Origin of the sequence: Micromonospora sp. NPDC005257 (assembly GCF_042872445.1) — a bacterium.
GTDB lineage: Bacteria > Actinomycetota > Actinomycetes > Mycobacteriales > Micromonosporaceae > Micromonospora.
In genome coordinates, this window is record NZ_JBIAKL010000003.1 from 562361 (window position 1) to 584762 (window position 22402).

The 22402-nt window shown below is 73.0% G+C and carries 24 protein-coding genes, 1 tRNA gene and 1 pseudogene; 12 read left to right on the forward strand and 14 right to left on the reverse strand.

Annotated features, from left to right (window positions below; translation table 11 throughout):
- The first annotated feature begins 37 nt into the window (after positions 1 to 37).
- From ACFYO8_RS09415 to ACFYO8_RS09425, 3 genes and pseudogenes are all read left to right on the forward strand, one after another.
- Positions 38 to 397 carry a DUF4238 domain-containing protein gene (locus ACFYO8_RS09415; RefSeq protein WP_354874997.1) on the forward strand — a complete coding sequence of 120 codons (360 nt, stop codon included), beginning with the start codon at positions 38 to 40 and terminating at the stop codon, positions 395 to 397.
- Between the two features lie 91 nt (positions 398 to 488).
- A pseudogene (locus ACFYO8_RS09420) lies at positions 489 to 1764 on the forward strand (IS701 family transposase).
- Between the two features lie 252 nt (positions 1765 to 2016).
- Entirely contained in the window at positions 2017 to 2412 is a 396-nt protein-coding gene (locus ACFYO8_RS09425) for a PfkB family carbohydrate kinase (RefSeq protein ID WP_387256925.1), read from the forward strand.
- Between the two features lie 338 nt (positions 2413 to 2750).
- On the opposite strand, the gene ACFYO8_RS09430 is transcribed toward ACFYO8_RS09425, so the two are convergent.
- A tRNA-Val gene (locus ACFYO8_RS09430) sits at positions 2751 to 2825 on the reverse strand.
- Between the two features lie 50 nt (positions 2826 to 2875).
- Positions 2876 to 3415, reverse strand: a complete 540-nt coding sequence (locus ACFYO8_RS09435) for a TIGR02611 family protein (protein WP_355094862.1) — start codon at positions 3413 to 3415, stop codon at positions 2876 to 2878.
- Between the two features lie 273 nt (positions 3416 to 3688).
- Between ACFYO8_RS09435 and ACFYO8_RS09440 the strand changes: the two genes are divergently transcribed.
- Entirely contained in the window at positions 3689 to 4120 is a 432-nt protein-coding gene (locus ACFYO8_RS09440; protein ID WP_007457244.1) for an SsgA family sporulation/cell division regulator, read from the forward strand.
- 73 nt (positions 4121 to 4193) lie between these two features.
- On the opposite strand, the gene ACFYO8_RS09445 is transcribed toward ACFYO8_RS09440, so the two are convergent.
- Positions 4194 to 4970, reverse strand: coding sequence for a glucose 1-dehydrogenase (locus ACFYO8_RS09445; RefSeq protein WP_354874751.1), 777 nt, complete (start codon positions 4968 to 4970; stop codon positions 4194 to 4196).
- 186 nt (positions 4971 to 5156) lie between these two features.
- Between ACFYO8_RS09445 and ACFYO8_RS09450 the strand changes: the two genes are divergently transcribed.
- On the forward strand, positions 5157 to 6074 hold the full coding sequence (locus ACFYO8_RS09450; protein ID WP_354874753.1) for an AraC family transcriptional regulator: 918 nt from the start codon (positions 5157 to 5159) through the stop codon (positions 6072 to 6074).
- A gap of 7 nt (positions 6075 to 6081) precedes the next feature.
- Positions 6082 to 6537, forward strand: coding sequence for an Rrf2 family transcriptional regulator (locus ACFYO8_RS09455; RefSeq protein WP_013284925.1), 456 nt, complete (start codon positions 6082 to 6084; stop codon positions 6535 to 6537).
- Between the two features lies 1 nt (position 6538).
- Here the strand turns inward: ACFYO8_RS09455 and ACFYO8_RS09460 are convergent, their stop codons facing one another.
- The 7 genes from ACFYO8_RS09460 to ACFYO8_RS09490 form a co-directional block, all read right to left on the reverse strand.
- Entirely contained in the window at positions 6539 to 7150 is a 612-nt protein-coding gene (locus ACFYO8_RS09460) for a malonic semialdehyde reductase (protein WP_354874756.1), read from the reverse strand.
- Positions 7147 to 7710: a flavin reductase family protein gene (locus ACFYO8_RS09465; protein ID WP_354874758.1), complete on the reverse strand. Its 564-nt coding sequence runs from the start codon at positions 7708 to 7710 to the stop codon at positions 7147 to 7149. The genes ACFYO8_RS09460 and ACFYO8_RS09465 overlap by 4 nt, the downstream gene beginning before the upstream one ends.
- Positions 7707 to 9041: an LLM class flavin-dependent oxidoreductase gene (locus tag ACFYO8_RS09470; protein ID WP_355094864.1), complete on the reverse strand. Its 1335-nt coding sequence runs from the start codon at positions 9039 to 9041 to the stop codon at positions 7707 to 7709. Before ACFYO8_RS09470 ends, ACFYO8_RS09465 begins: the two co-directional genes overlap by 4 nt.
- Before the next feature lie 11 nt (positions 9042 to 9052).
- Entirely contained in the window at positions 9053 to 9901 is an 849-nt protein-coding gene (locus ACFYO8_RS09475; RefSeq protein ID WP_357711929.1) for an ABC transporter permease, read from the reverse strand.
- The gene (locus ACFYO8_RS09480) at positions 9894 to 10712 is read right to left on the reverse strand and encodes an ABC transporter ATP-binding protein (RefSeq protein ID WP_355097164.1); all 819 of its coding nucleotides are present in this window, start codon (positions 10710 to 10712) and stop codon (positions 9894 to 9896) included. The genes ACFYO8_RS09475 and ACFYO8_RS09480 overlap by 8 nt, the downstream gene beginning before the upstream one ends.
- The gene (locus ACFYO8_RS09485) at positions 10709 to 11731 is read right to left on the reverse strand and encodes an ABC transporter substrate-binding protein (RefSeq protein ID WP_354874766.1); all 1023 of its coding nucleotides are present in this window, start codon (positions 11729 to 11731) and stop codon (positions 10709 to 10711) included. Before ACFYO8_RS09485 ends, ACFYO8_RS09480 begins: the two co-directional genes overlap by 4 nt.
- Before the next feature lie 135 nt (positions 11732 to 11866).
- Positions 11867 to 12007 carry a putative leader peptide gene (locus ACFYO8_RS09490; RefSeq protein ID WP_354874767.1) on the reverse strand — a complete coding sequence of 47 codons (141 nt, stop codon included), beginning with the start codon at positions 12005 to 12007 and terminating at the stop codon, positions 11867 to 11869.
- Between the two features lie 200 nt (positions 12008 to 12207).
- On the opposite strand from ACFYO8_RS09490, the gene ACFYO8_RS09495 reads away from it, so the two are divergent.
- On the forward strand, positions 12208 to 12381 hold the full coding sequence (locus tag ACFYO8_RS09495) for a DUF4236 domain-containing protein (RefSeq protein WP_064498970.1): 174 nt from the start codon (positions 12208 to 12210) through the stop codon (positions 12379 to 12381).
- 116 nt (positions 12382 to 12497) lie between these two features.
- On the forward strand, positions 12498 to 13016 hold the full coding sequence (locus ACFYO8_RS09500; RefSeq protein WP_357711606.1) for a potassium channel family protein: 519 nt from the start codon (positions 12498 to 12500) through the stop codon (positions 13014 to 13016).
- Here ACFYO8_RS09500 and ACFYO8_RS09505 read toward each other — a convergent pair.
- Positions 12982 to 13884 carry a hypothetical protein gene (locus ACFYO8_RS09505; protein WP_354874648.1) on the reverse strand — a complete coding sequence of 301 codons (903 nt, stop codon included), beginning with the start codon at positions 13882 to 13884 and terminating at the stop codon, positions 12982 to 12984. The genes ACFYO8_RS09500 and ACFYO8_RS09505 overlap by 35 nt on opposite strands.
- Before the next feature lie 48 nt (positions 13885 to 13932).
- On the reverse strand, positions 13933 to 14454 hold the full coding sequence (locus tag ACFYO8_RS09510; protein ID WP_354874650.1) for a VOC family protein: 522 nt from the start codon (positions 14452 to 14454) through the stop codon (positions 13933 to 13935).
- Between the two features lie 50 nt (positions 14455 to 14504).
- On the opposite strand from ACFYO8_RS09510, the gene ACFYO8_RS09515 reads away from it, so the two are divergent.
- Positions 14505 to 14975, forward strand: a complete 471-nt coding sequence (locus tag ACFYO8_RS09515) for a MarR family transcriptional regulator (RefSeq protein WP_354874652.1) — start codon at positions 14505 to 14507, stop codon at positions 14973 to 14975.
- A gap of 48 nt (positions 14976 to 15023) precedes the next feature.
- The gene (locus ACFYO8_RS09520; protein ID WP_354874654.1) at positions 15024 to 16586 is read left to right on the forward strand and encodes a tetratricopeptide repeat protein; all 1563 of its coding nucleotides are present in this window, start codon (positions 15024 to 15026) and stop codon (positions 16584 to 16586) included.
- A 4-nt stretch (positions 16587 to 16590) separates the two neighbouring features.
- Here the strand turns inward: ACFYO8_RS09520 and ACFYO8_RS09525 are convergent, their stop codons facing one another.
- Together ACFYO8_RS09525 and ACFYO8_RS09530 are read right to left on the reverse strand one after the other, a co-directional pair.
- Positions 16591 to 17994, reverse strand: coding sequence for a HAMP domain-containing sensor histidine kinase (locus tag ACFYO8_RS09525; RefSeq protein WP_354874656.1), 1404 nt, complete (start codon positions 17992 to 17994; stop codon positions 16591 to 16593).
- Positions 17991 to 18647 (reverse strand): response regulator transcription factor, encoded by a 657-nt coding sequence (locus tag ACFYO8_RS09530; protein WP_354874658.1) that lies wholly within the window; start codon positions 18645 to 18647, stop codon positions 17991 to 17993. Before ACFYO8_RS09530 ends, ACFYO8_RS09525 begins: the two co-directional genes overlap by 4 nt.
- Before the next feature lie 95 nt (positions 18648 to 18742).
- Between ACFYO8_RS09530 and ACFYO8_RS09535 the strand changes: the two genes are divergently transcribed.
- Together ACFYO8_RS09535 and ACFYO8_RS09540 are read left to right on the forward strand one after the other, a co-directional pair.
- Positions 18743 to 19861 (forward strand): sigma-E factor regulatory protein RseB domain-containing protein, encoded by a 1119-nt coding sequence (locus ACFYO8_RS09535; protein WP_354874660.1) that lies wholly within the window; start codon positions 18743 to 18745, stop codon positions 19859 to 19861.
- Positions 19862 to 20102: 241 nt separating this feature from the next.
- Positions 20103 to 22322, forward strand: a complete 2220-nt coding sequence (locus ACFYO8_RS09540) for an AAA family ATPase (RefSeq protein ID WP_354874716.1) — start codon at positions 20103 to 20105, stop codon at positions 22320 to 22322.
- Positions 22323 to 22402 lie beyond the last annotated feature (80 nt).

Here is a 22402-nt window from a genome sequence, read left to right on the forward strand (position 1 = left end):
TCCAAATCCGCTGGCCAGCTGCCGTAGCCTTGAAGGCGTGGCAGGCAAGGACAAGTTGCGGCGCCGGCATCACATCGTGCCGCGGTTCTACCTTCAACGATTCGCTGACCAGCGAGGGCTACTCAGGCGCATCGTGCTCCCCGGCGACGTCCGCCACTCTGTTTCTGTCACGGACGCTACGGTGGCCAAAGACTTCTACCTCGTTGAGGAGGAGGACGGCAGCCGCAGCGACCGGGTGGAGGAGCTGCTCGGCGACGTCGAGACCGAGGCGGCAGAAGCGTTCCGCACGGTCGTCGACCGCCACGTGTGGCCAATCCCGGACGATGCGCGGCTAGTACGGCAGCCGCCGATCGGGATCTTGGTTCAGGCCGGTGGATGCAGAGCGGCCACCGCGTGATCGTCTGTGTGTTGTGGACAAACAGTCGGATCTTGCGGTGGCCGCGGGTCACAGCGTAGACGTTGCCGGATGGCGGGGTGTTCTCGACGGGGTGCTCGGCTGTTTCGCGGGCCGGTTCGGTCGGGTGGAACCGCGTCGGGCTGCGGCCGGGTTCGTGACCGGGCTGCTGGCCGAGCTGGAGATCAAGACATGCTGGCAGCTTGCTGAGCAGGCTGGGCATGCCCGGCCGGACGCGATGCAGCGGTTGCTGTATCGGGCGGTGTGGGACGCCGATGCTGTTCGTGATGATTTGCGGGCCCTGGTCGCCGGACGGCTCGGTGATCCGGACGCGGTGCTGGTCCCGGACGAGACTGGTGACCTGAAGAAGGGCATCCACACGGTCGGGGGTGCAGCGTCAGTACACCGGAACGGCAGGTCGGATCGAGAACGCCCAGGTCGCGGTGTTCATGACCTACGCTGGCCGGCACGGGCACACCCTGATCGACCGCCGCCTCTACCTACCGGTGTCATGGACCGATGACCCCGATCGGATGAGGGCCTCGGGCGTGCCTGACGACGTCGGGTTCGCGAAGCGCTGGGATTTGGCTGCGGACATGATCACCGCAGCGCTTCACGCCGCGGTTCCCGCCCGGTGGGTCGCAGCGGACGAGTCCTACGGCAACAGCGGCAGCTTCCGATCCCGGTTACGCGATCTCAACCTGGGCTACGTCCTGGCCGTCTCGTGCGATCACCTGGTTCCGCTCGACGGCGGCAAAGCCCGCTGCCGCGCCGACCAGATCGCCGCCGGGCTGCCCGCCACGGCCTGGCAACGCCGCTCAGCCGGCACCGGATCGAAAGGCCCTCGCCTCTACGACTGGGCCTGGCTCGACGAGGTCACTACCGACACCGACCCGGGCGACCACGGCAGGCACAGCCTGCTGATCCGCAAGAACTACACCACCGGTGAGCTGGCCTTCTACCGCTGCTGGAGTCCGCAACCAGTCAGCCTCGCCACGCTCGTGCGCGTCGCAGGGATCCGCTGGACCGTCGAAGAAGGCTTCCAAGCAGCGAAAAGTCAGGTCGGTCTCGACCGGCACCAAGTCCGGCACTGGAACTCCTGGCACCGCTTCACCACCCTCGCGCTGGCCGCTCTCGCCGTCCTGACGATCTGCGCCGCAGACAGCCACGACCGCGACGACGACCCGTCCCGACACGCCATGATCGAGCTAACAGTCAACGAGGTCCGACGCCTGATCAACACCATCATCATCGAACCGGTCCGCCACCTGACCCATCGATTGCACTGGTCAGGATGGCGGCGCCAGCACCAACTCCGCGCCCGCAGAGCCCATCACACCCGACGCCTCAACCTCGAACTCCAGCCATGATCCCAAACGGCGGCTGCCGTACTAGGCGGTCGATGGCGGCGAGCCAACCTCACCGGCTCGCCGCCGCTCTGCTGTGCGGGGCCGCGCGCCCGCCGGGCCACCATGATGATCAGCTACGACCCGAACTGCCGGCCCTCCCTGATGGGTGAGCGAAGCACTGTCCGGCGCCGCGCCGAGGATCTGGCGGCGATGAGCGACGTCGTGAAGGTCAGCCTGGATGACCTGGCCTGGTTGCACCCCCGGAACGCGCGCATGCCTCGGTGGGGCGGGAGTGGCTGGGTCTGGGTGCCACCCTCGTGGTCGTCACCTTGGGCGACGGCGGGGCCTGGGCGGTCACGTGGTGAGGCGCACGTGGACGCCCGACCAGGGCAGGTCGTGGACACCGTCGGGGCCGTTGACGCGTTCACGGCCGGACTGCTGGCCGCGCTCAGCGAGCGGGACCTGCTCAGCGCAGCGAACCGAGCAGCTCTCCGTGATGTCGACCGTGACGCCCTCACCGCTATCCTTCGGAAGGCCGCGCACGTCGCCGCCCTGACCTGCGAGATGCTCACCTGCACGGCGGATCGAGATCGACCGGCAGGCGTCATCGGGAAAGGTTTCCGTCAAGATCGTCTAGACAGCGCCCCGATTCTGGACGGCACAAGGTAGCGAGACGCCCGACACAACCCCTAGCACGGCCGTCGAAACAAGCGTCTCTGGGCGTCAACGCTGGCTTGGCCGTCGAACTCAAAGGTCGAGCAGGCCAGTTGTTAGAACTCCAGCTGCTGCGGGCGCGGGAGATGCGATCAAGCCGGTCGCAAGTGGAGTGCCAACCGACGGATCCGAGCCAGGGCACGCCGGTGAACGCCCGCCCGGGGCCATAGGGAATGCCAGCCGACCAAGGGCGGGAGCGCCATGCTCCCAATCTGCTCCCGATTTAAGGGGCAACTGCGCGAAAGCCCGTTACCGGCCGAACCGGTGACGGGCTTCCTACCTGCATATATCCGTGGTGGGCGATACTGGGATCGAACCAGTGACCTCTTCGGTGTGAACGAAGCGCTCTCCCGCTGAGCTAATCGCCCTCAGCGCGCATGACTCTACCCGATCACCCGCCCGGACCAAAAACCGGGCCTCAGTGCGTCGCGAGGTAGTGCAGCGCCTCCGCCACCACGTCGATGCCGAAGCTGTACTTGAGCGACAGCCACACCACCACCGACACGAACGCGAGCCCGATCGCCCCGAGCACGAACCGCACCGGCAGCGACCGCCTGGTCACCCAGCGCGTCCAGGAGTTGACGTGCCGGCGGGTGAAGGCGAGCAGCCGTCGCGCCCAGTGGAACTCGACCGCCCAGACGCCGAGGCCGGCGATGACCAGCAGCCAGCCTGGCCCGGGCAGCGGGATCAGCGCGATGCCGACGGTGACGACGATGGCACCGAGGATGCCGATGAAGATCTTCAGGGCGACGCGGCCGGTGGGGTTGGCGCGGATGAGGTCGAGCGTGGTGTGCAGGCGTCCCCGCCAGCCCCGTCGCCGCCGCGGCTGCTCCGTGAGAGTGGCTTGCGACCGCCCTTCCACCGGCACCTCGTACCCCCGACTTTCGGCTGCTCGGGCCGCACCTTTCGGCGGTTCGGCCGTGGTCCGCGACGTCACCGAGGAGGCCCTCGTGACCATTTCCACCCCCAGTGTCGCCCGGGACCGTCACCCCTGCTGACGACTGGACGTTACCGGAGTAAGTCGACGACTGAACCACCCGTTGCCGGGCGGGACGACGGAGTGGGCGGAACCGGAAAGTCTACTCGGGGCCGCGTGGTCCCGAGGGCTTTCGGAACCCCTTCCCACCACTGGGTGAAGTCAGCGTATGGCGGAGCGTAGCCAGGAGCAGCACCTGAGTATGGGAAAAGCGGGACACGCGCGTTCCGCAGCGGTGCCGGGGGGAGAACGTCCATGAGTGTCATTCGACCGACGACCGTAGAGGTCGAGACGTCGCTAAGGCTCGTCGCGCCTGACGCCACCGCCTTGCCGGTGCGTGCCAGTCTGCGTTACGACCCTGCTGACCCGTATGCGGTCCATGTCCTGTTCCACGCCGAGTCCGCCGGCGGCGAGGCGGTGAGCTGGTCGTTCGCACGCGAACTGCTGGTCACCGGGCTCGACGAGCCGGCCGGCATCGGTGATGTGCGGGTCTGGCCGTGGGCCACCCCGCGCGGCGACTTCGTCGCGCTGGCGCTGTCGTCGCCGGACGGCAACGCCCTGTTCGAGGTTCCGCGCAGCGTGCTGGTGCGTTTCCTGCGCCGGACCTACGTCGTCGTCCCGCGTGGCCGCGAGGCCGAGCACCTGGACGTCGACACCGCGGTGAACCGGCTGCTGGCCGGTCGCTGACACGGCGATACCCGGGGCCGCGCGGATCTGCCGAGTCCGCGCGGCCCCGGGCCGTCTGCAACCGGGGTACGCCTCAGCCGCGCGTGGTGATCCCGCCGTCGACCGGGATGACCGCTCCGGTCAGGTACGCGCCGGCCCGCGACGCCAGGTAGATCGCGGTGCCCGCCATGTCCTCGGGCCGGCCGATGCGGCCCAGCGGCACCTGCTGCTCGATGGCGGCGCGCGACTCGGGGTCGTCCAGCGCGAACGCCATCATCTTGCTCTCGAACGGTCCGGGCGCGATCGCGTTGACGGTGATCTGCTCGCCGGCGAGCTGGTGGGCGAGGCCACGGGTGAGCATGTGCACGGCCGCCTTGGTGGCCGAGTACGCGTACACCTCCATCCACGGGACCCGGATGCCGTCGATCGACCCGATGTTGATCACGCGGGCCGGGTCGTCGGCGCCCGCCGCGGCGCGCAGTTGCGGCAGCAGCGCGGTGGTGAGCCGGAAGACGGCCTTGACGTTGACCGCCCAGAGCTTGTCGAAGGCGCCCTCCGGGTACTCCTCCAGCGGCGCGCCCCAGGTGGCACCCGCGTTGTTCACCAGCACGTGCAGCCGGTCGTGGCGCTCCCGCACGGCCTCGGCGAGCGCCAGCGCGCCCGCGTCGCTGCCCAGGTCGGCGGGGATCGCCTCGCAGTGGCCCTCGGCGGAGAGTTCCTTGGCGACCGATTCGCACACGTCCGCCTTGCGCGACGAGATGATCACCTTGGCGCCGGCCTGTACGAAGCCCCGGGCGATCATCAGCCCGATCCCGCGTGAGCCGCCGGTCACCAGGACCGTCTTGCCGTCGACCGAGAACAGATCCGTCATGTTCGTCCCATCGCCGTCGCCGGGCCGCGGGCCGGTCGGCCGGGGCCGCGTGGCCGGTGCGCAAGGACGCCCGGCCCGGGTTTTACCGATCGGTAACCTAACCGCCGGGCTCCGGTGCCGACAAGAGCGGCCCGAGTGGGCGAAACCGTCGAGATGCAACGTGCGGGCGCTCCGGTTACCGTCGGGATGATGGTCACTACCGGTCAGCCCTCCCCGGCCACCCGCACCGGCCCGCCGCGGCTCCGCTCCGGCACCGACGAGATCGTCACCGGTGTGCTCGGCGACCTCGCCGCCGAGCCCGGCTGGCCCCGCCCGGTCCTGCTCGATCGTGATCTGCTGGTCCTGGTCACCCACGGCCACGGCTCCGCCGAGCTGGACTTCCGGCCGGTTCCCTGCCGTCCGGGCACGCTCCTGCGCGCGCATCCCGGGCAGGCGCTGCGGTGCGTCGGTGCTCAGCTCGACGCGACAGTGGTGGGCTGGCGGCCGGACGCGCTGCGCGGCCTCGACGTCGATCCGGACGCGGTGCCCGCCCACCGCCAGCTCGCCGGTGAGGACGAGGACGCGGTGATCAGCGAGGTGAGCCAGCTCGCCGTGGACGCCGACCGGCACGCGCTGGTGCCGGCCGCCGCGGCGCTGCTGCGCCACCAGCTCGCCGTCCTGCTGCTGCGGCTGAGCCTGCTGCCCCATCCGGGCCACGGCGCGACGCCCCGGGCCGAGACGGAGACGTTCCGGCGGCTGTGCCGGAAGGTGGAACGCCGCTACCGGCACACCCGCCGGGTCGAGGACTACGCCGCCGATCTCGGCTGTTCGGTGCGTACCCTGACCCGGGCCTGTCTGGCGGTGACCGGCCGCAGCGCCAAGCAGGTGATCGACGAGCGGGTCGCGTTGCAGGCACGCCGGCTGCTCGCCGCCACCGACGAGTCGATCGCCGCGATCGGCCGGGAGCTGGGTTTTCCGGAGCCGACGAACTTCGGCCGCTTCTTCACCCGGGAGGTGGGGGTGAGCCCGGGGACGTTCCGGGCCGAGCGCGAACGCCCGCTGCCCGTCCGGCTGGTGCGACCCCGGCCGCCCGCCGACTCCCCCGTGCCGGGCGGCCAGGCATGATGGCACTGTGCAGATCTCCGCGCGCGGTGACTACGCGGTCCGGGCAGCCCTGAGCCTGGCCACCGCGTACCCCACCCTGCTGTCCACCCAGGCCATCGCGGCGGAGCAGGACATGCCGCGCAAGTTCCTCGAGGCGGTCCTGGCCGACCTGCGCCGGGCCGGGGTCGTCCGGGCCCAGCGCGGCGCCGAGGGCGGCTACACGCTGGCCCGGCCGCCGCGTGAGATCACCATCGGGCACGTGTTGCGCGCCGTCGACGGTCCGCTGGCCGGGGTACGCGGGCTGCGCCCCGAGGAGACCCGGTACGAGGGGGCGGCGGAGAACCTGCCCCGCCTCTGGGTGGCGGTGCGTGCCTCGGTGCGCCGGGTGGTCGACGAGGTGAGCCTGGACGAGCTGGTCAGCGGCCGGTTGCCGGCGCACGTGCGCAAGCTGACCGCCCAGCCGGACGCGTGGGAGCCACGCTGACTCACAGCGTGCCGACCACCTCCTCGTAGGGCAGGCGCGGCAGCCGTTCCCGCCAGGCGTCCGGCGCCGGGCGGCCGATGTTCATCAGCAGCAGCACCCGGTGCCGCCCGCCGGGGAAGAACTCCCGTTCCACGCCGGCCGCGTCGAAGCCGGCCATCGGTCCGGCGGCCAGCCCGGCGGCGCGTACGCCGACCACCAGGTAGCCGATCTGGAGCGCGGCGTTGAACCGGGCCTGCGCCTCCCGGCCGGCCGGGTCGCCGGTGAACCAGTCGCGGGCGCCGGGCCGGTGCGGGAACAGTTCGGGCAGCCGGTCGTGCCAGTCCACGTCGGCGGCGAGCACGGCGGTCAGCGGAGCGCCCGCCGTCTTGTCGCGGTTGCCGGCGCTGACGTACGGCAGCAGCCGCGCCCGGGCCGCCGCGGAGCGCAGCAGCAGCACCCGCAGCGGCTGGGCGTTCATCGCTGTCGGGCCGTACCGGATGAGGTCGTGGATGGCGCGGACCTGCTCGTCGCCGACCGGCTCGTCGGTGAACGCGTTTGCCGTGCGGGCCGCCCGGAACAGCAGGTCCTGGGCGGCCCGGTCGAGCGCGATCAGCTCGTCGACGGCGACGGTCACCACGCCTCGGGCCAGTCGCCGAGCGTGGTGGTGTAGCGGCCGGAATGGTGCAGCAGCGGGTCGCCGTCCTCCCCCGCGCCGAGCGCGAGCGGTTCGCCGAGCAGGATGGTGTGGTCGCCCGCGTCGATCCGGCGCACCACCCGGCACAGCAGCACCGCGAGCGCGTCGCCGATCAGCGGCACGCCGAACGGCCCGGTGGTCCAGCCCGGGTGGGCGCTGAACCGGTCGATGCCGCTGGTGGCGAAGATCCGCGCGATCTCCTGCTGCCCGGAGGCGAGCAGGTGCACGGCGACGTGCTCGGCCTGCTCGACGGTGGGCCAGCTCGACGACGCGCGGCCGAGGCAGACCGAGACCAGCGGCGGGTCGAGCGACACCGAGGTGAACGAGGTGGCGGTGAAGCCGGCCGGCGGCAGGTCCGGCCGCATCCGGTTGCCGCGCAGGCCGGGCGTGGTGACCACGGTGACCGTGGACGCCTGGCGGCGCAGCAGACCGCGGAACGAGTCGACGTCGACCGGGCGCAGCTCGACGGTCCCGGCGTCGGGCCGGTCCACGGTGGTCACGACGCCACCAGCTCACGGGTCGCGTAGACGCTGGCCGGCCGGGGCAGGCCGTAGTGCTCGCGCAGGGTGCGCCCGGTGTACGCGGACCGGAACAGCCCGCGCCGGCGCAGCAGTGGTACGACGTGGTCCACGAAGTCCTCCAGTCCGTCGGGTAGCAGGGGTGGCATGACGTTGAAGCCGTCGGCGGCGCCCTGGGTGAACCAGAGCTCGATCTGGTCGGCGATCTGCTCCGGTGTGCCGACCACGACGCGGTGCCCGCGTCCGCCGCCGAGACGGCCGATGAGCTGCCGCAGGGTGAGGCGTTCCCGCCGGGCAAGTTCGACGACGAGCTGGTAGCGGCTCTGGTGGGACTGCACGGTGCCGGCGTCGGGCAGGTCCGGCAGCGGGCCGTCCAGTGGCAGCCCGCTCAGGTCGAGCCCGGTCATGCCGGAGAGCTGGGCGAGAGCGTGCTCGGGCACGATCAGGGCCTCCAACTCGTCGGCGAGGTCGCGGGCCTCCTTCTCCGTACCCCCGATGACCGGCGCGATACCGGGCAGCACCTTGACCAGTTCCGGATCACGGCCGGCGTCGGCGGTGGCTCGTTTCAGCGCGGCGTAGAACGCCTGGGCGTCGGCGAGCGTCTGCTGGGCGGTGAAGACCGCCTCGGCGTACCGGGCGGCGAAGGCGATCCCGTCGGCGGACGAGCCGGCCTGCACCAGCAGCGGCCGGCCCTGCGGCGGGCGGGGCGTGTTCAGCGGCCCGGTCACCCGGAACCGCTCGCCGGTGTGCGCGATCTCGTGCACCCGGCCGGTGTCGGCGAAGACGCCCGCCGTGGTGTCCAGGACCAGCGCGTCGTCCTCCCAGCTGTCCCAGAGCTTGATCGCCACGTCGACGTGCTCGGCGGCCCGCCGGTAGCGGTCGGCGTGCGCCGGGTGGTCGTCGAGGTTGAAGTTGCGGGCCTCCCGGCCCTGCGCCGAGGTGACGATGTTCCAGCCGGCCCGGCCGCCGCTGAGATGATCCAGCGAGGCGAACGCGCGGGCCAGGTTGAACGGTTCGGTGTACGTGGTGGAGGCGGTGGCGATCAGGCCGATGTGCTCGGTCGCGGTGGCGATCGCGGCGAGCAGCGTGATCGGTTCGAAGACGGCCTGGATGTTGTGGCGTACGGCCGGGCCGACGGCGAGCCCGTCGGCGAGGAACACCGAGTCGAGCGTGCCCCGCTCGGCGATGCGGGCCAGTTCCTGGAAGTGGCGTACGTCGGCCAGGCGGCTCGGGTCGGCGCGGGGGTGCCGCCAGGCCGCCTCGTGGTGGCCGACACCCATCAGGAAGGCGTTGAGGTGCAGGGTCCGGGACATGGCGGTTCCTCTCAGGCGGTGGTGACGTCGACGCGCCAGGTGGAGAAGCGGCGTTCCCCGGCGACGAGGAGCTGGTTGACCACCAGCCCGATGGCGGAGATGGTGATGATCCCGGCGTACATGTCGGGGATCGCGAAGTTGTACTGCGCGTAGTTCACGAGGTAGCCGAGCCCGGCCTTCGCACCGACCATCTCGGCGGCGACGAGCACCAGGATCGAGTACGCCCCGGCCAGCCGGACGCCGGTGAACACGGTCGGCACGGACGCCGGGAGGATCACCTTTTGGAACAGCCGCAGGTGGTTCAGCCCCATGGAACGGGCCGAGCGGATCAGCAGCGGGTCGACGCCCTTCACAGCGGCGATGGTGTTGAGCAGGATCGGCCACGAGCAGGCGTAGACCACCAGGGCGATCTTCGACGTCTCACCGAGTCCGAGGATGAGCACGAAGACCGGCAGCAGCGCCAGCGCGGCGGTGTTGCGGAACACCTCCAGCAGCGGGCTGAGCAGGTCCGCGAGCGGCCGGTACCAGCCGATCAGCAGGCCGAGCGGGATGGCGGTGACCACGGCGAGCGCCAGCCCGGTCAGCGAGCGGGTTCCGCTGGCGCCGACGTGGTCGGCGAGCTGCCCGGTGCGCAGCAGTTCCCACCAGGCGGCGAGCACCTCGGACAGCGGGGGCAGGAAGACCCGGTCGACCAGGCCGGCGCGGGGCGCCGTCTCCCAGATCGCCGCCAGCGCCAGCAGCGCGACACTGCGGTGCAGCGCCCGGCCGCCGAGGACGAGCAGGCGTCCGGGCCGGCGGAACGCGACGGCCGGGGCGGGCGGGGCCACCGGCCGGACGGGCGGTGCGGCGACGTCAACCAACGCGGGCCTCCTCGCGTACGGCGGACTGCGCGGCGCGTACCTCGTCGCGCAGCAGCGTCCAGATCTGGTGCCGGTGGTGGCGGAACGCGTCGGTGGACCGGACGTCCTCCTCGGCTTCCCGGTCCCCCAGCTCGATGTCGATGACCTGCTTGATCCGGCCGGGCCGCGAGGTCATCACGGCGACCCGCTGACCGAGGTGCACGGCTTCGTCGATGCCGTGCGTGATGAACACGACGGTCTTCGCGGTGGCCTGCCAGATCCGCACCAGCTCGTCCTGGAGCGAGTCGCGGGTCTGGGCGTCGAGCGCGGCGAACGGCTCGTCCATCAGCAGCACGTCCGGGTCGTACGCGAGGCTGCGGGCGATGGCGACGCGCTGCTTCATGCCGCCGGACAGCTCGTGCGGGTAGCGGTCGGCGAAGCCGGTCAGCCCGACCAGGTCGAGGTGGTACGCGACCAGGTCGGCGCGCTCTGCGCGGGGCATGCCCTTGGCCTCCAGTCCGAACGCGACGTTGCCGGCGGCGGTGCGCCAGGGCAGCAGCGCGTACTGCTGGAAGACGATGCCCCGGTCCAGGCCCGGCCCGGTGACCGGGCGGCCGTCGACGAGCACCTGCCCGGCGGTCGGGGTGGCCAGCCCGCCGAGCAGGTCGAGCAGCGTGGACTTGCCGCAGCCGCTGGGGCCGACGACGACGAGGAACTCGCCGGGGCGTACCCCGAGGGTGAGATCGTCGAGCGCGGCGACCGCGCCGCCGCCGCCACGCCGCCCCGGGAAGACCTTGCGCACCCGGTCGAAGAGGATCTTGTCGGTGCTCATGCGCCACCGCCGGCGGCCGCGTTGAACCGGTTGGTGTAGAGGTCGGACGGCTTCGGCCGTTCGCCCTTGAGTTCGCCGGAGTCGGCCAGCCAGTCGATCCAGGTGGCGAACTCCCGGTCGGTGATGACGCCGCCGGGTTCGGCGACGCCGCTGGACTTCCAGTACTCGACGAGCGTGCTGTCCTCGTTGCGCCCGCGCTCGGTGATGATCGCCTTGAGGCGGGCCACCACCGTCTCGCGCGGTTGGGTGCGCGCCCACTCGATCGCCTTTCCCACGCCGGTGACGAACGTCCGGACGGTGTCCGGGTTACGGGCGAGGAAGTCGTCGCGCAAGACGTAGCTGCCGGCGCTGAACGCCCCGAGGAGTTCGTAGTCGGTGAAGACGGTGCGGATGCCGCCGTTGGCGACCGCCTTGTCGCGGATCACGCCGCCGAGCACGGCGACGTCGATCTGCCGGGCGCGCAGCGACTGCTCGGTGTTCACCGGCGGCAGCGCGACCAGCTCGACCGTGCCGATCTCGGCGGCGGTGAGGCCGCCGCGGGCCAGCCAGGTACGCAGGACGGCCTCGGCGTGCGCGCCGAGCGTGTTCATGCCGACCCGCTTGCCGATCAGGTCGCGCGGGCCGCGGATCGGGCTGCCGTCGAGCACGTAGTAGCCCTGGAAGGTCTGCGCGTCGGAGCCGTAGTAGCTGACCACGGCGGTGATCGGGGCGTTGGCGGCCTGGAGCTTGACGATCGCGCCGTTGAACGCGCCACCGAAGTCGCTCTGGCCGGTGGCGGTGGCCTGGATGTCGGCGGGACCTCCGGTGACGTTGCCGATCCAGTTGAGCTTGACGTCGCCGAGGTAGCCGAGGTCGGCGGCGAGTTCGGGGAGGATCACCTGGCCGACCGAACCCTGGTAGCGCAGTTCCTTGGTCTGTGCGCCGCCGGCGGCGTCGGTGCCGCATGCGGTGGCGGTGGCGAGGGCGAGCAGGGCGACGGCGGCGGTGAGGGCACGCCGCGGCGATCGGGTCGAGGGCATGGCGGAGTCTCCTGATCTGTCCACGGTGCGGTGGAGGGGGCCCGCGTGGGGCGGGCGAGCACGCCGTACCGCGCCGGGCAACGGTGCGCCGGCGGCGGGAACGGACGGGCGGAGAGGGAACGACGAGCGCCAGGCTCAACAGAGCGCGCTCGCGTGCCGGACCAGGTCGACGTGCACGCGAGCGGTGAGGAGGAGCTCGTTCCGCTGCGACATGTCCTCATGCTGCCGACCGCTCTCCATGTCGGTCAATGCCCTTCCACTCAGTGAGACCTTCATCGCTGGCTTTGTTACGACACGCCTCCACCAGCATTTACGACTCCTTAACACCTACCCGATGGATAGAGATTCTGCCGGGCGCGAGTTCCACCGTCCAGAGCGGACCGGGCAGGGTTTCGCGAATCGTCGATCCGGGCATGTTCGATGCCGCGAAGGCAGGGAGACGGCTGCAGAGGCAGGGAGACGAAGGAGGCACCCCGATGGGCGTCCAGTTCCGCAAGCGCAAGAAGTACGGACCGTTGATCCTCCACTTCACCCAGAACGGCTTCTCGTCGTGGAGCATCAAGATCGGCCGCTGGTCCTGGAACTCGAACACCCGCGCCCACCGCGTGGACCTTCCGGGGCCGCTGTCGTGGAAGCAGGACAAGGCCTGACCTTCCCAGGCGACGAGCGGGGGCGCCGGCTGACAGCCGGCGCCCCCGCTCGTCGCCTGGGGGCCGGGTTCGCGGTTCCGCCGACCGGGACGCACCGGTGACCGGAGAATCGCGGCATGGCGGACGTGTCCCTGCGGCGGGTACCACGGCGGGCCGCGGCGGCCTGCCTGCTCATGCTCGTCGGCTACTTCCTGGTGCCGGTCGAGGCCGATCCGAACGGCCTGCGGCTGGTGCTGCGCTCGGCGGGCACCCTGGCCCTGGTGGCGGTGGTCGCGTTCCTGGTCACCGGTCAGGTCCGCCGCCAGCTCGTCCGGGACCAGCCGACCGGCCGGGACGAGGACCGGGCGCTGACCCGGCTCGCGGTCGCGTTGATCGCCGGGCTGCTGGTCTTCGCGCTCGGCGACTACGTGGTGGCGAACACCCGGCCCGGCGAGTTCACCGGCCTGCGGACCCGGGTCGACGCGCTCTACTTCGCGCTGGCGACGCTCACCACGGTCGGCTACGGCGACGTGCACGCCCAGGGCCAGATCGCCCGGGTGGCGGTGTGCGCGCAGATGGCGTTCAGCATCGGCGTGGTCGCCACCGGGGCGTCCGTCGTCGTCAAGCAGATGACCCGGCGTTCGGGCCGGCGCTGATCAGCACGTCCCCGCCGAGCCGGCCGTGCTCCGGGTCGCGGGTCACCGCGTCCGCGGCGACCAGCGAGGCCAGCGCCCGGCTGGCGTCGGCCGCCCGGTAGACGGTCGAGGTGGTGGCGAAGCGGCGGAGCTCGGTGACCGTACGCGGGCCGGAGCGGGACAGCTCGGCAAGCAGTTCCCGGCGCAGCGGGCCGGGATCGGGGTCGAGTGAGATGTCGAGCAGCCGGCCCTGCGGGTCGGCCGGGTCGCGGTAGCGCACGCCGGCGTACTCGTCGACCGCCCAGAGCGCCTCCTTGACCGTCTCCAGCCCTCGGTCGGAGCCGGTGCCGTAGCCGAGCAGCCGGGCTGGGCCGTCCCCGTCCGGCACCAGCTCGACCTCGGTGACGAGCGGGAACCCGGCGTCGGTGAGCGCCGGGCGCAGCGACCGGCCGGGCGCGGTCACCAGCAGCAGCTCGGCCGGACGCCCGGACGCGGCGGCAGCCAGCAGGGCCGGGTCCGGGCCGGCGCCGTCGGCCACGGTGAGCAGCGGCGCACCGGCCGCGCCGGCGGCCTTGAGCGCCACCGGCAGCCGGTCCGGGCCGCCGGGCACCAGGTGCACGGCGACGTCGGGCGGCAGCGCGGCCTCGGCCGCGCCGAGGCGTACCGGCAGGTCGGTGCCGTCGTCGGCCACCACCAGCACGGTCAGGCGCCGCCCGCGCAGCCGGTCGGCGAACTCGGCCACCACCCGCAGCGCCTCCTCCGCGCCGGTGGCGTCGCCCTCGGCGTACGCGAGCGCGAGCGTCGCCCGCCGCGCCCGGTGCAGTGCGGCGGGGAGCCAGTGGTCGAGCCGGCGGACGAGCAGCTCGCGCAGGACGGCGTCGGTGGACATGGTGCCGTTTCTACCGCACCGCGCGGCGGGCCCGGCCGGGAACCCCACTCAGACCGGTACGGAGATGCCCACGCCGCCGCGGGTCTGCCCACCGTAGCGCTGCCGCTCGCGGTCGAGGTCGAGCCGCCCGATCCGGGTCCGCGCGGCGAGCGCGGCGTCGTCGAGCAGGTCGGCCGGGACGATCCAGACGATCTCGAACTCCAGCCCGTCCGGGTCGCGGCCGTAGAGGCTCTTCGTGGTGCCGTGGTCGGACGCGCCGACCAGCGCACCGGCGCCGGCCAGCCGCTCGGCGGTCGCGGCCAGCTCGTCGAGCGTGTCCAGCTCCCAGGCCAGGTGGTAGAGGCCGACGGTGGCCCGGCCGGCCTGGGACGCCCCGGCGGCCGCGCCGACCTCGAACAGGCCGAGGTCGTGGTCGTTGGTGGAGTCGGGCGCCTGGAGGAAGGCGGCGCCGCGGAAGCCCTCGGGCGTCATCGGGACCCGGCGGAAGCCCAGCACGTCGCGGTAGAAGGCGACGCTGCGTTCCAGGTCACTGACGTAGAGGACGGCGTGGTTGAGTCGGTGGATGCCCATGTCACCGACCGTACCCCGGTTTTGTTGAGCGTTCAACTAAATCCGGTATGATGGGCCTCATGACCCGGTGGCTGGACCCCGACGAGCAGCGGACCTGGCGGGCGTACCTGACCGCGTCCCGGGCGTTGATGGAGACGCTCGACCGCGAGCTGCAACGCGACGCGGGCATGCCGCACGCGTACTACGAGATCCTGGTCCGCCTCTCCGAGGCCCCGGGCCGGCGGCTGCGGATGAGCGACCTGGCGGAGCTGACCGGCTCGTCGCGGAGCCGGCTGTCACACGCCGCCGCCCGGCTGGAGGCGTCCGGGTGGATCCGCCGGGAGGACTGCCCCACCGACCGGCGCGGGCAGGTCGCCGTGCTCACCGGCGAGGGCTTCGCCACCCTGGCCGCCGCCGCGCCCGGCCACGTCGAAGGGGTACGCCGGCACCTGTTCGACGCGCTCAGCCCGGCCCAGGTCGACCAGCTCCGCCGGATCAGCGAGACGCTCGCCGACCACCTGACGGATTCGGGACCAAACTGATCCACTCCGGGTCTTGTACATACCGTCGCCGGACGAGCACGATGGGGCGTGTCCTCCGGCTTCGCTGACCTGACCGTCCAGGCGCACCAACTGGTGTCCGAAGGCGACCTCGACGGCGCGCAACGGCTGCTCGCCGACGCGCTCAGCGACGCCGATCCGCGTCCCGGCAACGCATCCCCCGAGCTGGCCGAGGCGGCCGGGCTCCAGGCCCGGGTGCTCGTCGCGCTCGGCGAGCCGCACTCCGCGCGCGGCTGGGCCGCGTTCGCGTACGCGGCGTCCACCCGGCTGTTCGGCCGCTCCGACGAGCGCACCGTCACCGCGGCCGCGACGCTCGCCGCGGTGCTGCACCGGGTCGGCAGCGACGCCCGGGCCGCCCGGCTCTACTCCGACGTGATCATCGAGCTGACCGCCCGCGACGGCCCGGAGTCGCAGCAGGTGCTCGCCGCGCACGCCGACCTGGCCACCGTGGAGTACGCGCGCGGCCAGTGCGAGGTGGCCCGCGACCGGTTGCAGGACGCCTGGGAGCTGCACCGGGAGGTCTACGGCGACGGCCATCCCAGCGGCATCAAGATGCTGGCCAAGCTCGGCGCGATGGAGCGCGACTGCGGCCGGTACGCCGACTCGCACGAGCACCTGACGCTCGCCGAGGAGCTGTGCCGCCTGCACCTGGACACCGACGACCCACTCGCCGCCCAGGTGGCCGGGCTGGCCCGCGCCGCCGCCGACCCGGACCACGTCTGCCCCGCTCCGGCACCCGAGCCGCCGCCCGCCCGGACCGCGCCGGTGGTGCCCGCCGCCCGGGTCCCACCGGCCACCGAGGGGCCGCACGACCTGCCGCCGTACTCGCCACCGGCGCTCGACGACCCGGTCGAGGCGCCGCTCTACCACCCGCCGGGACGGGCCGCCGAGGTCGCGCACGTGCCGACGCCGCGTGCCGCGCCGGAGGCGGACGGCGACGCGTTCGACGACTATCCGTGGCCGCCCGACAGGCCGGCCGAGCAGCCGTGGCGCCCCGGCGCGGACCCGCTGCCGCCCGCCGTGGTCGGGCTCGCCGACGACGAGCCGGACGGCGTACGCCGGGTGCCGCCGCCGCCCGAGGCGCCGTCGCGCTACCTGCCGGTACACGTGCCCCGGCCGCCCGCCGCACCGCGCCGCGCCCGGCCCTGGCTGCCGCTCGTGGTCCTCGGCGTGGCGGTGGCGCTGCTGCTCGGCACCATCGCGGTGATCGCCGGGGTGTCCCGGGTGGACGACGGCCGCGGCACACCGCCACCGGCCTCCAGCGCACCGCAGCCGACCTCCGCCGGTCCCCCGCCGACCACACCGGCCGCCGCCGCGCCCGGCACGCCGCCCGGGAGGTTCACCCTCACCGACCGGCGCGACAGCATCGTGCTGAGCTGGACGTACCCGGCCGGCGCCGAAGGGCCGGTGGTGGTCGCCGGGGGCCGCGCCGGGCAGCCGCAGGGCACGTTCGCCACACTGCCCGCCGGCTCGGCCGACTACATCGCCTACGGGCTCGACCGCACCACCGACTACTGCTTCACGGTGGCGCTCGTCTGGTCCACCGACACGGTCGCCCGCACCGGCCCGGTCTGCACCACACGCCGCCGCTGACCGCTCACTCCGCGTCCGGCTCGGCCAGCGCGGGCAGCCGTACCGTCGCGCGCAGCCCCGGCGCGGCGGCGCCGGGCGTCGCGTCGCCCAGCTCCACGGTGCCGCCGGCCCGGCGCACCAGCTCGCGCACGATGGCCAGGCCCAGGCCCGCGCCGCCCGCGTCGCGGGCCCGAGCGTCGTCGAGACGGGTGAACCGGGCGAACACCCGCTCCCGGTCCGCCGCCGGGACGCCCGGCCCGTCGTCGGCCACCGTGATCAGGTGGTACGCGCTGTCCGGCCCGCTCACGGCCAGTTCCACAGCGGAGTACGCGTGCCGCAGCGCGTTGTCCACCAGGTTCACCAGCACCCGGCGCAGCTCCCCCGCGTCCCCCTCCACCCACAGCGGCCCGTCGGGGGGTGTCAGCCGCACCGGCGGCGACGGGTAGCGGGCGGCCACCGTCCACAACAGCTCGCCCAGCTCCACCGGCCCCACCGGCGACGGCCGCGCGTCCTGCTCGTCCAGGCGGGCCAGCAGCAGCAGGTCGTCGACCAGCCGGCTCAGCCGCTCGGTGTCGGCGAGCAGGTCGTCGGCGACCGCCGGCCAGTCGGTGTCGTCACCGAGACGCCGGGCCACCTCCAACTCGGTGCGCATGTTCGTCAGCGGGCTGCGCAGCTCGTGCGCGGCGTCGGCGACGAACGCCCGCTGCCGGTCCCGGGACGCGGCCAGCCGGTCCAGCATGTCGTTGAGCGTGACCGCGAGCCGGTGGATCTCGTCCTGCCCGGCCGGCACCGGGAGCCGCTCCGTACCGGCCCGCCCGGTGATCTCGGCGGCGCCGCTGCGCAACTGCTCGACCGGCCGGAGCGTCGCGCCCACCACCCGCCAGGCCACCACACCGAGCCCGGCCACCAGCACCGGAAATCCGACGAGCAGCAGGTTGCGGACCACGTGCAGGCTGTGCCGCACGTCGGTGAGCGACTTGGCCACCAGCACCGTACGCGGCTCCTGCGCCGTGCCGGCCGGCACCGTGACCACCCGGACCGGACCGGGCATGCCGGCGCGCCGACCGTCCACCACCAGCCGCTGCCGCTGCCCGGGACGCAGCTCGTCCGGGCCGAGCATCGGCACGAGGCGGTCCGCGTCGATCGAGGCGGCCCGGATGCGGCCCTGCGCGTCGACCACCTGTACCCGCAACTGCCCGCCGGCCACCGGCAGCGGATCCGGCAGCGCGTCCTCGGCGGCCAGCAGCGCCACCGCGTCGGCGGTCCGCGTCGCCTCCTCGTCGACCGAGCGTTGCAACGTCCAGCCCAGCGCGCCGAGCAGCAGCGCCGAGCCGAACGCGAACCCGACCACCAGCCCCAGCACACCGAGCGCGAGCAGCCGGGCCCGCAGGCCGAGGCGCGGCAGCGGGCCGCGTACCCACCGGCTCATGTGGCCAGCCGGTAGCCCGCGCCGCGCACCGTCTCCAGCCGCTCCCGGCCGATCTTGCGGCGCAGGTAGCCGACGTAGACCTCCACCGCGTTCGGGGCGGTGTCGACCGAGGCGTCCCAGACGTGGTCCAGCAGCTCGGTCTTCGACACCACCTCGCCGGGGCGGCGCATCAGGTAGTCCAGCAGCGCGTACTCGCGACTGGTGAGCACGACCTCGGCGTCGGCCCGGGTGACCCGGCGGCGGGCCGGGTCCAGGCGCAGGTCACCGACGGTGAGCACGGCCGGCCGCCGGGGCGCGCCGCGGCGCAGCAACGCCCGCAGCCGGGCCAGCAGCACCACGTACGAGAAGGGCTTGGTGAGGTAGTCGTCGGCGCCGCAGTCCAGGCCGTCGGCCTGGTCGTACTCGCCGTCCTTGGCCGACAGCATCAGCACCGGCAGCCAGCGCCGCTCGGCACGCAGCCGGCGCACCACCTCGTAGCCGGAGAGGCCGGGCAGCATCACGTCGAGGATCATCGCGTCGTACTCGCCGTGCCGGGCCGCGTCCAGCCCGTCCGGCCCGGTGGCCGCCACGTCCACCACGAAGCCCTCCGCCGACAGGCCCCGGCGCAGCGCCGCCGCGAGCCGCGTCTCGTCCTCCACCACCAGCAGTCGCACCGGTCCAGGGTGCCACCACGGGCTCACCCGTAGGGGATCTCCTCAGCGTGGTCACAGCGACCATCGCGCAGCATGGTGCGCAGGAGGTGCACACTATGTCTGTGATGAAGAACCGCGCCGTGCTGCGCTGGCTGGTCCCGGTGACCGCGGGGGTCGCCGTGATCGGCGGTGGCGCCGCCGTCGGCACGTTCGCCGCCGGCGCCGACCCGGCACTGCCGCCGCGCAGCGCCGCCCAGCTCCTGGAAGACCTGCGCACGTCCCGCCTGGACGGGCTCTCCGGCACCGTGGTGCAGCGCGCCGACCTCGGCCTGCCGCCGATCGCCGCGCTCGCCGGCCGGGCCACCGGCAACAACCTGGCCGGGCTGGTGTCCGGCACGCACACGCTGCGCGTCTGGTACGCCGGCGCGGACCGGCAGCGACTCGCCCTGGTCGACACGCTCGGCGAGCAGGACATCCTGCGCAACGGGCGCGACGTCTGGACCTGGAACAGCCGGGAGAACACCGCCACGCACCGGACGCTACCGGCCGACGCCCCGAACCGGGCCACAGTGCCGGCCACCCCGGCCGACGCCGCGGACCGGGCGCTGGAGGCGATCGACCCGACCACGGCGGTCACCGTCGGCCGCACCGCGACGGTGGCCGGGCGCGACGCGTACGAGCTGGTGCTCACCCCGCGCGACAAGGCGTCCCTGGTGCACCAGGTACGGATCGCGCTCGACGCGAAGGAGCACGTGCCGCTGCGCCTGCAGGTGCTCGCCGACGGTCAGGACGAGCCGGCGTTCCAGGTGGCGTTCACCCAGGTCGACTTCCGCACGCCGGAGGCTGACCAGTTCCGGTTCAACCCGCCGCCCGGCGTGAAGGTCACCGAGGCGACCGAGGGCGAGCGGCCCGGACCGGCGGGTAAGCGGTTCGAGAAGTTCGAGAAGAAGGACGCCGGGAAGCCGGACGTGCGTACCGTCGGCACCGGCTGGACCACCGTGGTGGTCGCCAAGATCGGCGACGCGGCGGCGGGCGGCGACGCGAAGCCCGGCGCGGACGCGCCGGACGCGCAGATGCTGGCCGGCGTGCTCGGTGACCTGCCCAAGGTCAGCGGCGACTGGGGCAGCGGCCGGCTGCTCAGCGGCAAGCTGTTCAGCGTGCTGCTGACCGACGACGGCCGGGTGATCGCCGGCCTGGTCACGCCGGAGCGGCTCTACGAGGCGGCCAAGGGCTGAGACATGCCGTGCCCGGGGCTCGGTCGGCTGACGTCGACCGGGCCCCGAGTTGTGTCCGGGCTTGGTCGGGTGGCGGCCGACGCGCTATCTTTCTCAGTTCAGGCACAAAAAAGGAATGGCTTTTGAATGCCATTCCTGCGGCAATTTTAGTCAATGAGGAGCCGGATTGTCAACGCACTCCGACGTGTCGGCTGACCTGCGCCAGGGCGTCGAGATCGGCCGGGAGCAGGAATACGTCTCGATGCTGTACGACCGGCTGGACGGCATGCGGGAACAGGCCGCCCGGCGGCTCGACGAGGAGTTGCGTCACACCGGTGGCACACAGCAGGCCCGGTCGCAGCGCGACTCGACGGTGGCGATGTACGCCGACCAGGTCGAGCAGTTCTCCGCGGTGGAGAGCGGCCTGTGCTTCGGCCGGCTCGACGGCGACGACGACTCGGTCCGCTACATCGGCCGGATCGGCATCTTCGACACCTCCGGCGACTACGACCCGCTGCTGATGGACTGGCGTGCCCCGGCCGCCCGCCCGTTCTACCTGGCCACCGCCGCCAACCCGCAGGGCGTACGCCGCCGCCGTCACCTGCGGACCCGCGACCGCAAGGTGACCGGGCTCAACGACGAGGTGCTGGACATCACCGCCGCCTCCCCCACCGCGCACGAGGAACTGACCGGTGAGGCGTCGCTGCTCGCCGCGCTGAACGCCGGGCGCACCGGGCGGATGCGCGACATCGTCGAGACCATCCAGGCCGAGCAGGACCGGATCATCCGCGCCGACCTGCCGGGCGTGATGGTGGTGCAGGGCGGGCCCGGCACCGGCAAGACGGCGGTGGCGCTGCACCGGGCCGCGTACCTGCTCTACACCCACCGCCAGCAGCTCTCCACCCGGGGCGTGCTGCTGGTCGGCCCGAACGCCACGTTCCTGCGCTACATCTCCCAGGTGCTGCCCACGCTGGCCGAGACCGGCGTGCTGCTGCGCACCCAGGCCGACCTGTTCCCCGGCGTGCACGCCCGGCGTGCGGAGCCCGCCACCACCGCCGCGCTCAAGGGCCGCGCGGTGCTGGCCGAGGTGCTCGCCGCGGCGGTACGCGACCGGCAGTGGGTGCCGGACGAGCCGGTCGCCATCGAGCTGCCGCAGCGGGAGGTGCTGACGCTCGACCCGGAGACCGTCCGGCAGGCCCGCGACCGGGTACGCCGCACCGGCCGCCCGCACAACCTGGCCCGCGCCCTGTTCGACGTGGAGATCGTGCACGCGCTCGCCGACCAGGTGGCCGAGCGGATCGGCGCCGACCCGCTGGGCGGGGAGAACCTGCTCTCCGAGGCCGACCGCGCGGAGATCCGCCGCGAGCTGCGCGAGGAACCGGAGATCCGGGCCGCGCTGGACGAGTTGTGGCCGGTGCTGACCCCGCAACGCCTGCTCGCCGACCTGTACGCCTCGCCGGAGCGGATCGCCACCGCCGCGCCGATGCTCACCGATGCCGAGCGGGCCGCGCTGCACCGCGAGCCGGGCGGCTGGACGCCCGCCGACGTGCCGCTGCTGGACGAGGCAGCCGAACTGCTCGGCGAGGACGAGCGCGCGGCGGTGGCCCGCCGGGAACGCATCCGGGCGCTGGAACGCGAGTACGCCGAGGGCGTGCTGGAGATCTGGCGCGGCTCCCGCTCCATCGACGTCGAGGACGAGGCCGACGGCGGTGAGATCCTCGGCGTCACCGACCTGATCGACGCCGACCGGCTCTCCGAGCGGCAGGAGGAGTCCGACCGGCTCACCACCGCCCAGCGGGCCGCCGCCGACCGCACCTGGGCGTTCGGGCACGTGATCGTGGACGAGGCGCAGGAGCTGTCGCCGATGGCGTGGCGGCTGCTGATGCGCCGCTGCCCGAGCCGGTCCATGACGATCGTCGGCGACGTGGCGCAGACCGGCGCGCTCGCCGGCACCCCGTCGTGGGGCGAGGCGCTGGCGCCGTACGTGGCGGACCGGTGGCGGCTGGAGGAGTTGACGGTCAGCTACCGCACCCCGGCCGAGATCATGGCGGTCGCCGCCGAGGTGCTGGCCGAGATCGACCCGGCGCTGCGGCCACCCCGCTCGGTACGCGCGACCGGCGTACCGCCCTGGGACCGGACCGTGCCGGCGGACCGGCTCGTCGCGGAGCTGGTCGAGGCGACCAGCCGGGAGGCCGCATCGCTCGGTGACGGGCGCCTCGGCGTGCTGGTGCCGACCGGGCGGGTGGACGAGCTGGGCGGCGCGGTGGTGGCGGCGCTGCCGGAGGCGACAGTGGGCGAGCAGCCCGAGCTGGCGAACCGGGTGGTGGTGCTGACCACCGAGCAGGCGAAGGGCTTGGAGTTCGACTCCGTGCTGGTGGTGGACCCGGCCCGCATGGTCTCCGAGTCCCCGAGGGGCAACAGTGACCTCTACGTGGCCCTGACAAGAGCCACCCAACGCCTGGGCATCCTCCGCACCCCATAACCCCCCACCCACCCCACCCACCCCACCCGCCCTCGCCCCGTCGATCATGAAGTTAGCGGCCATGTGGATCTCCAAAACCG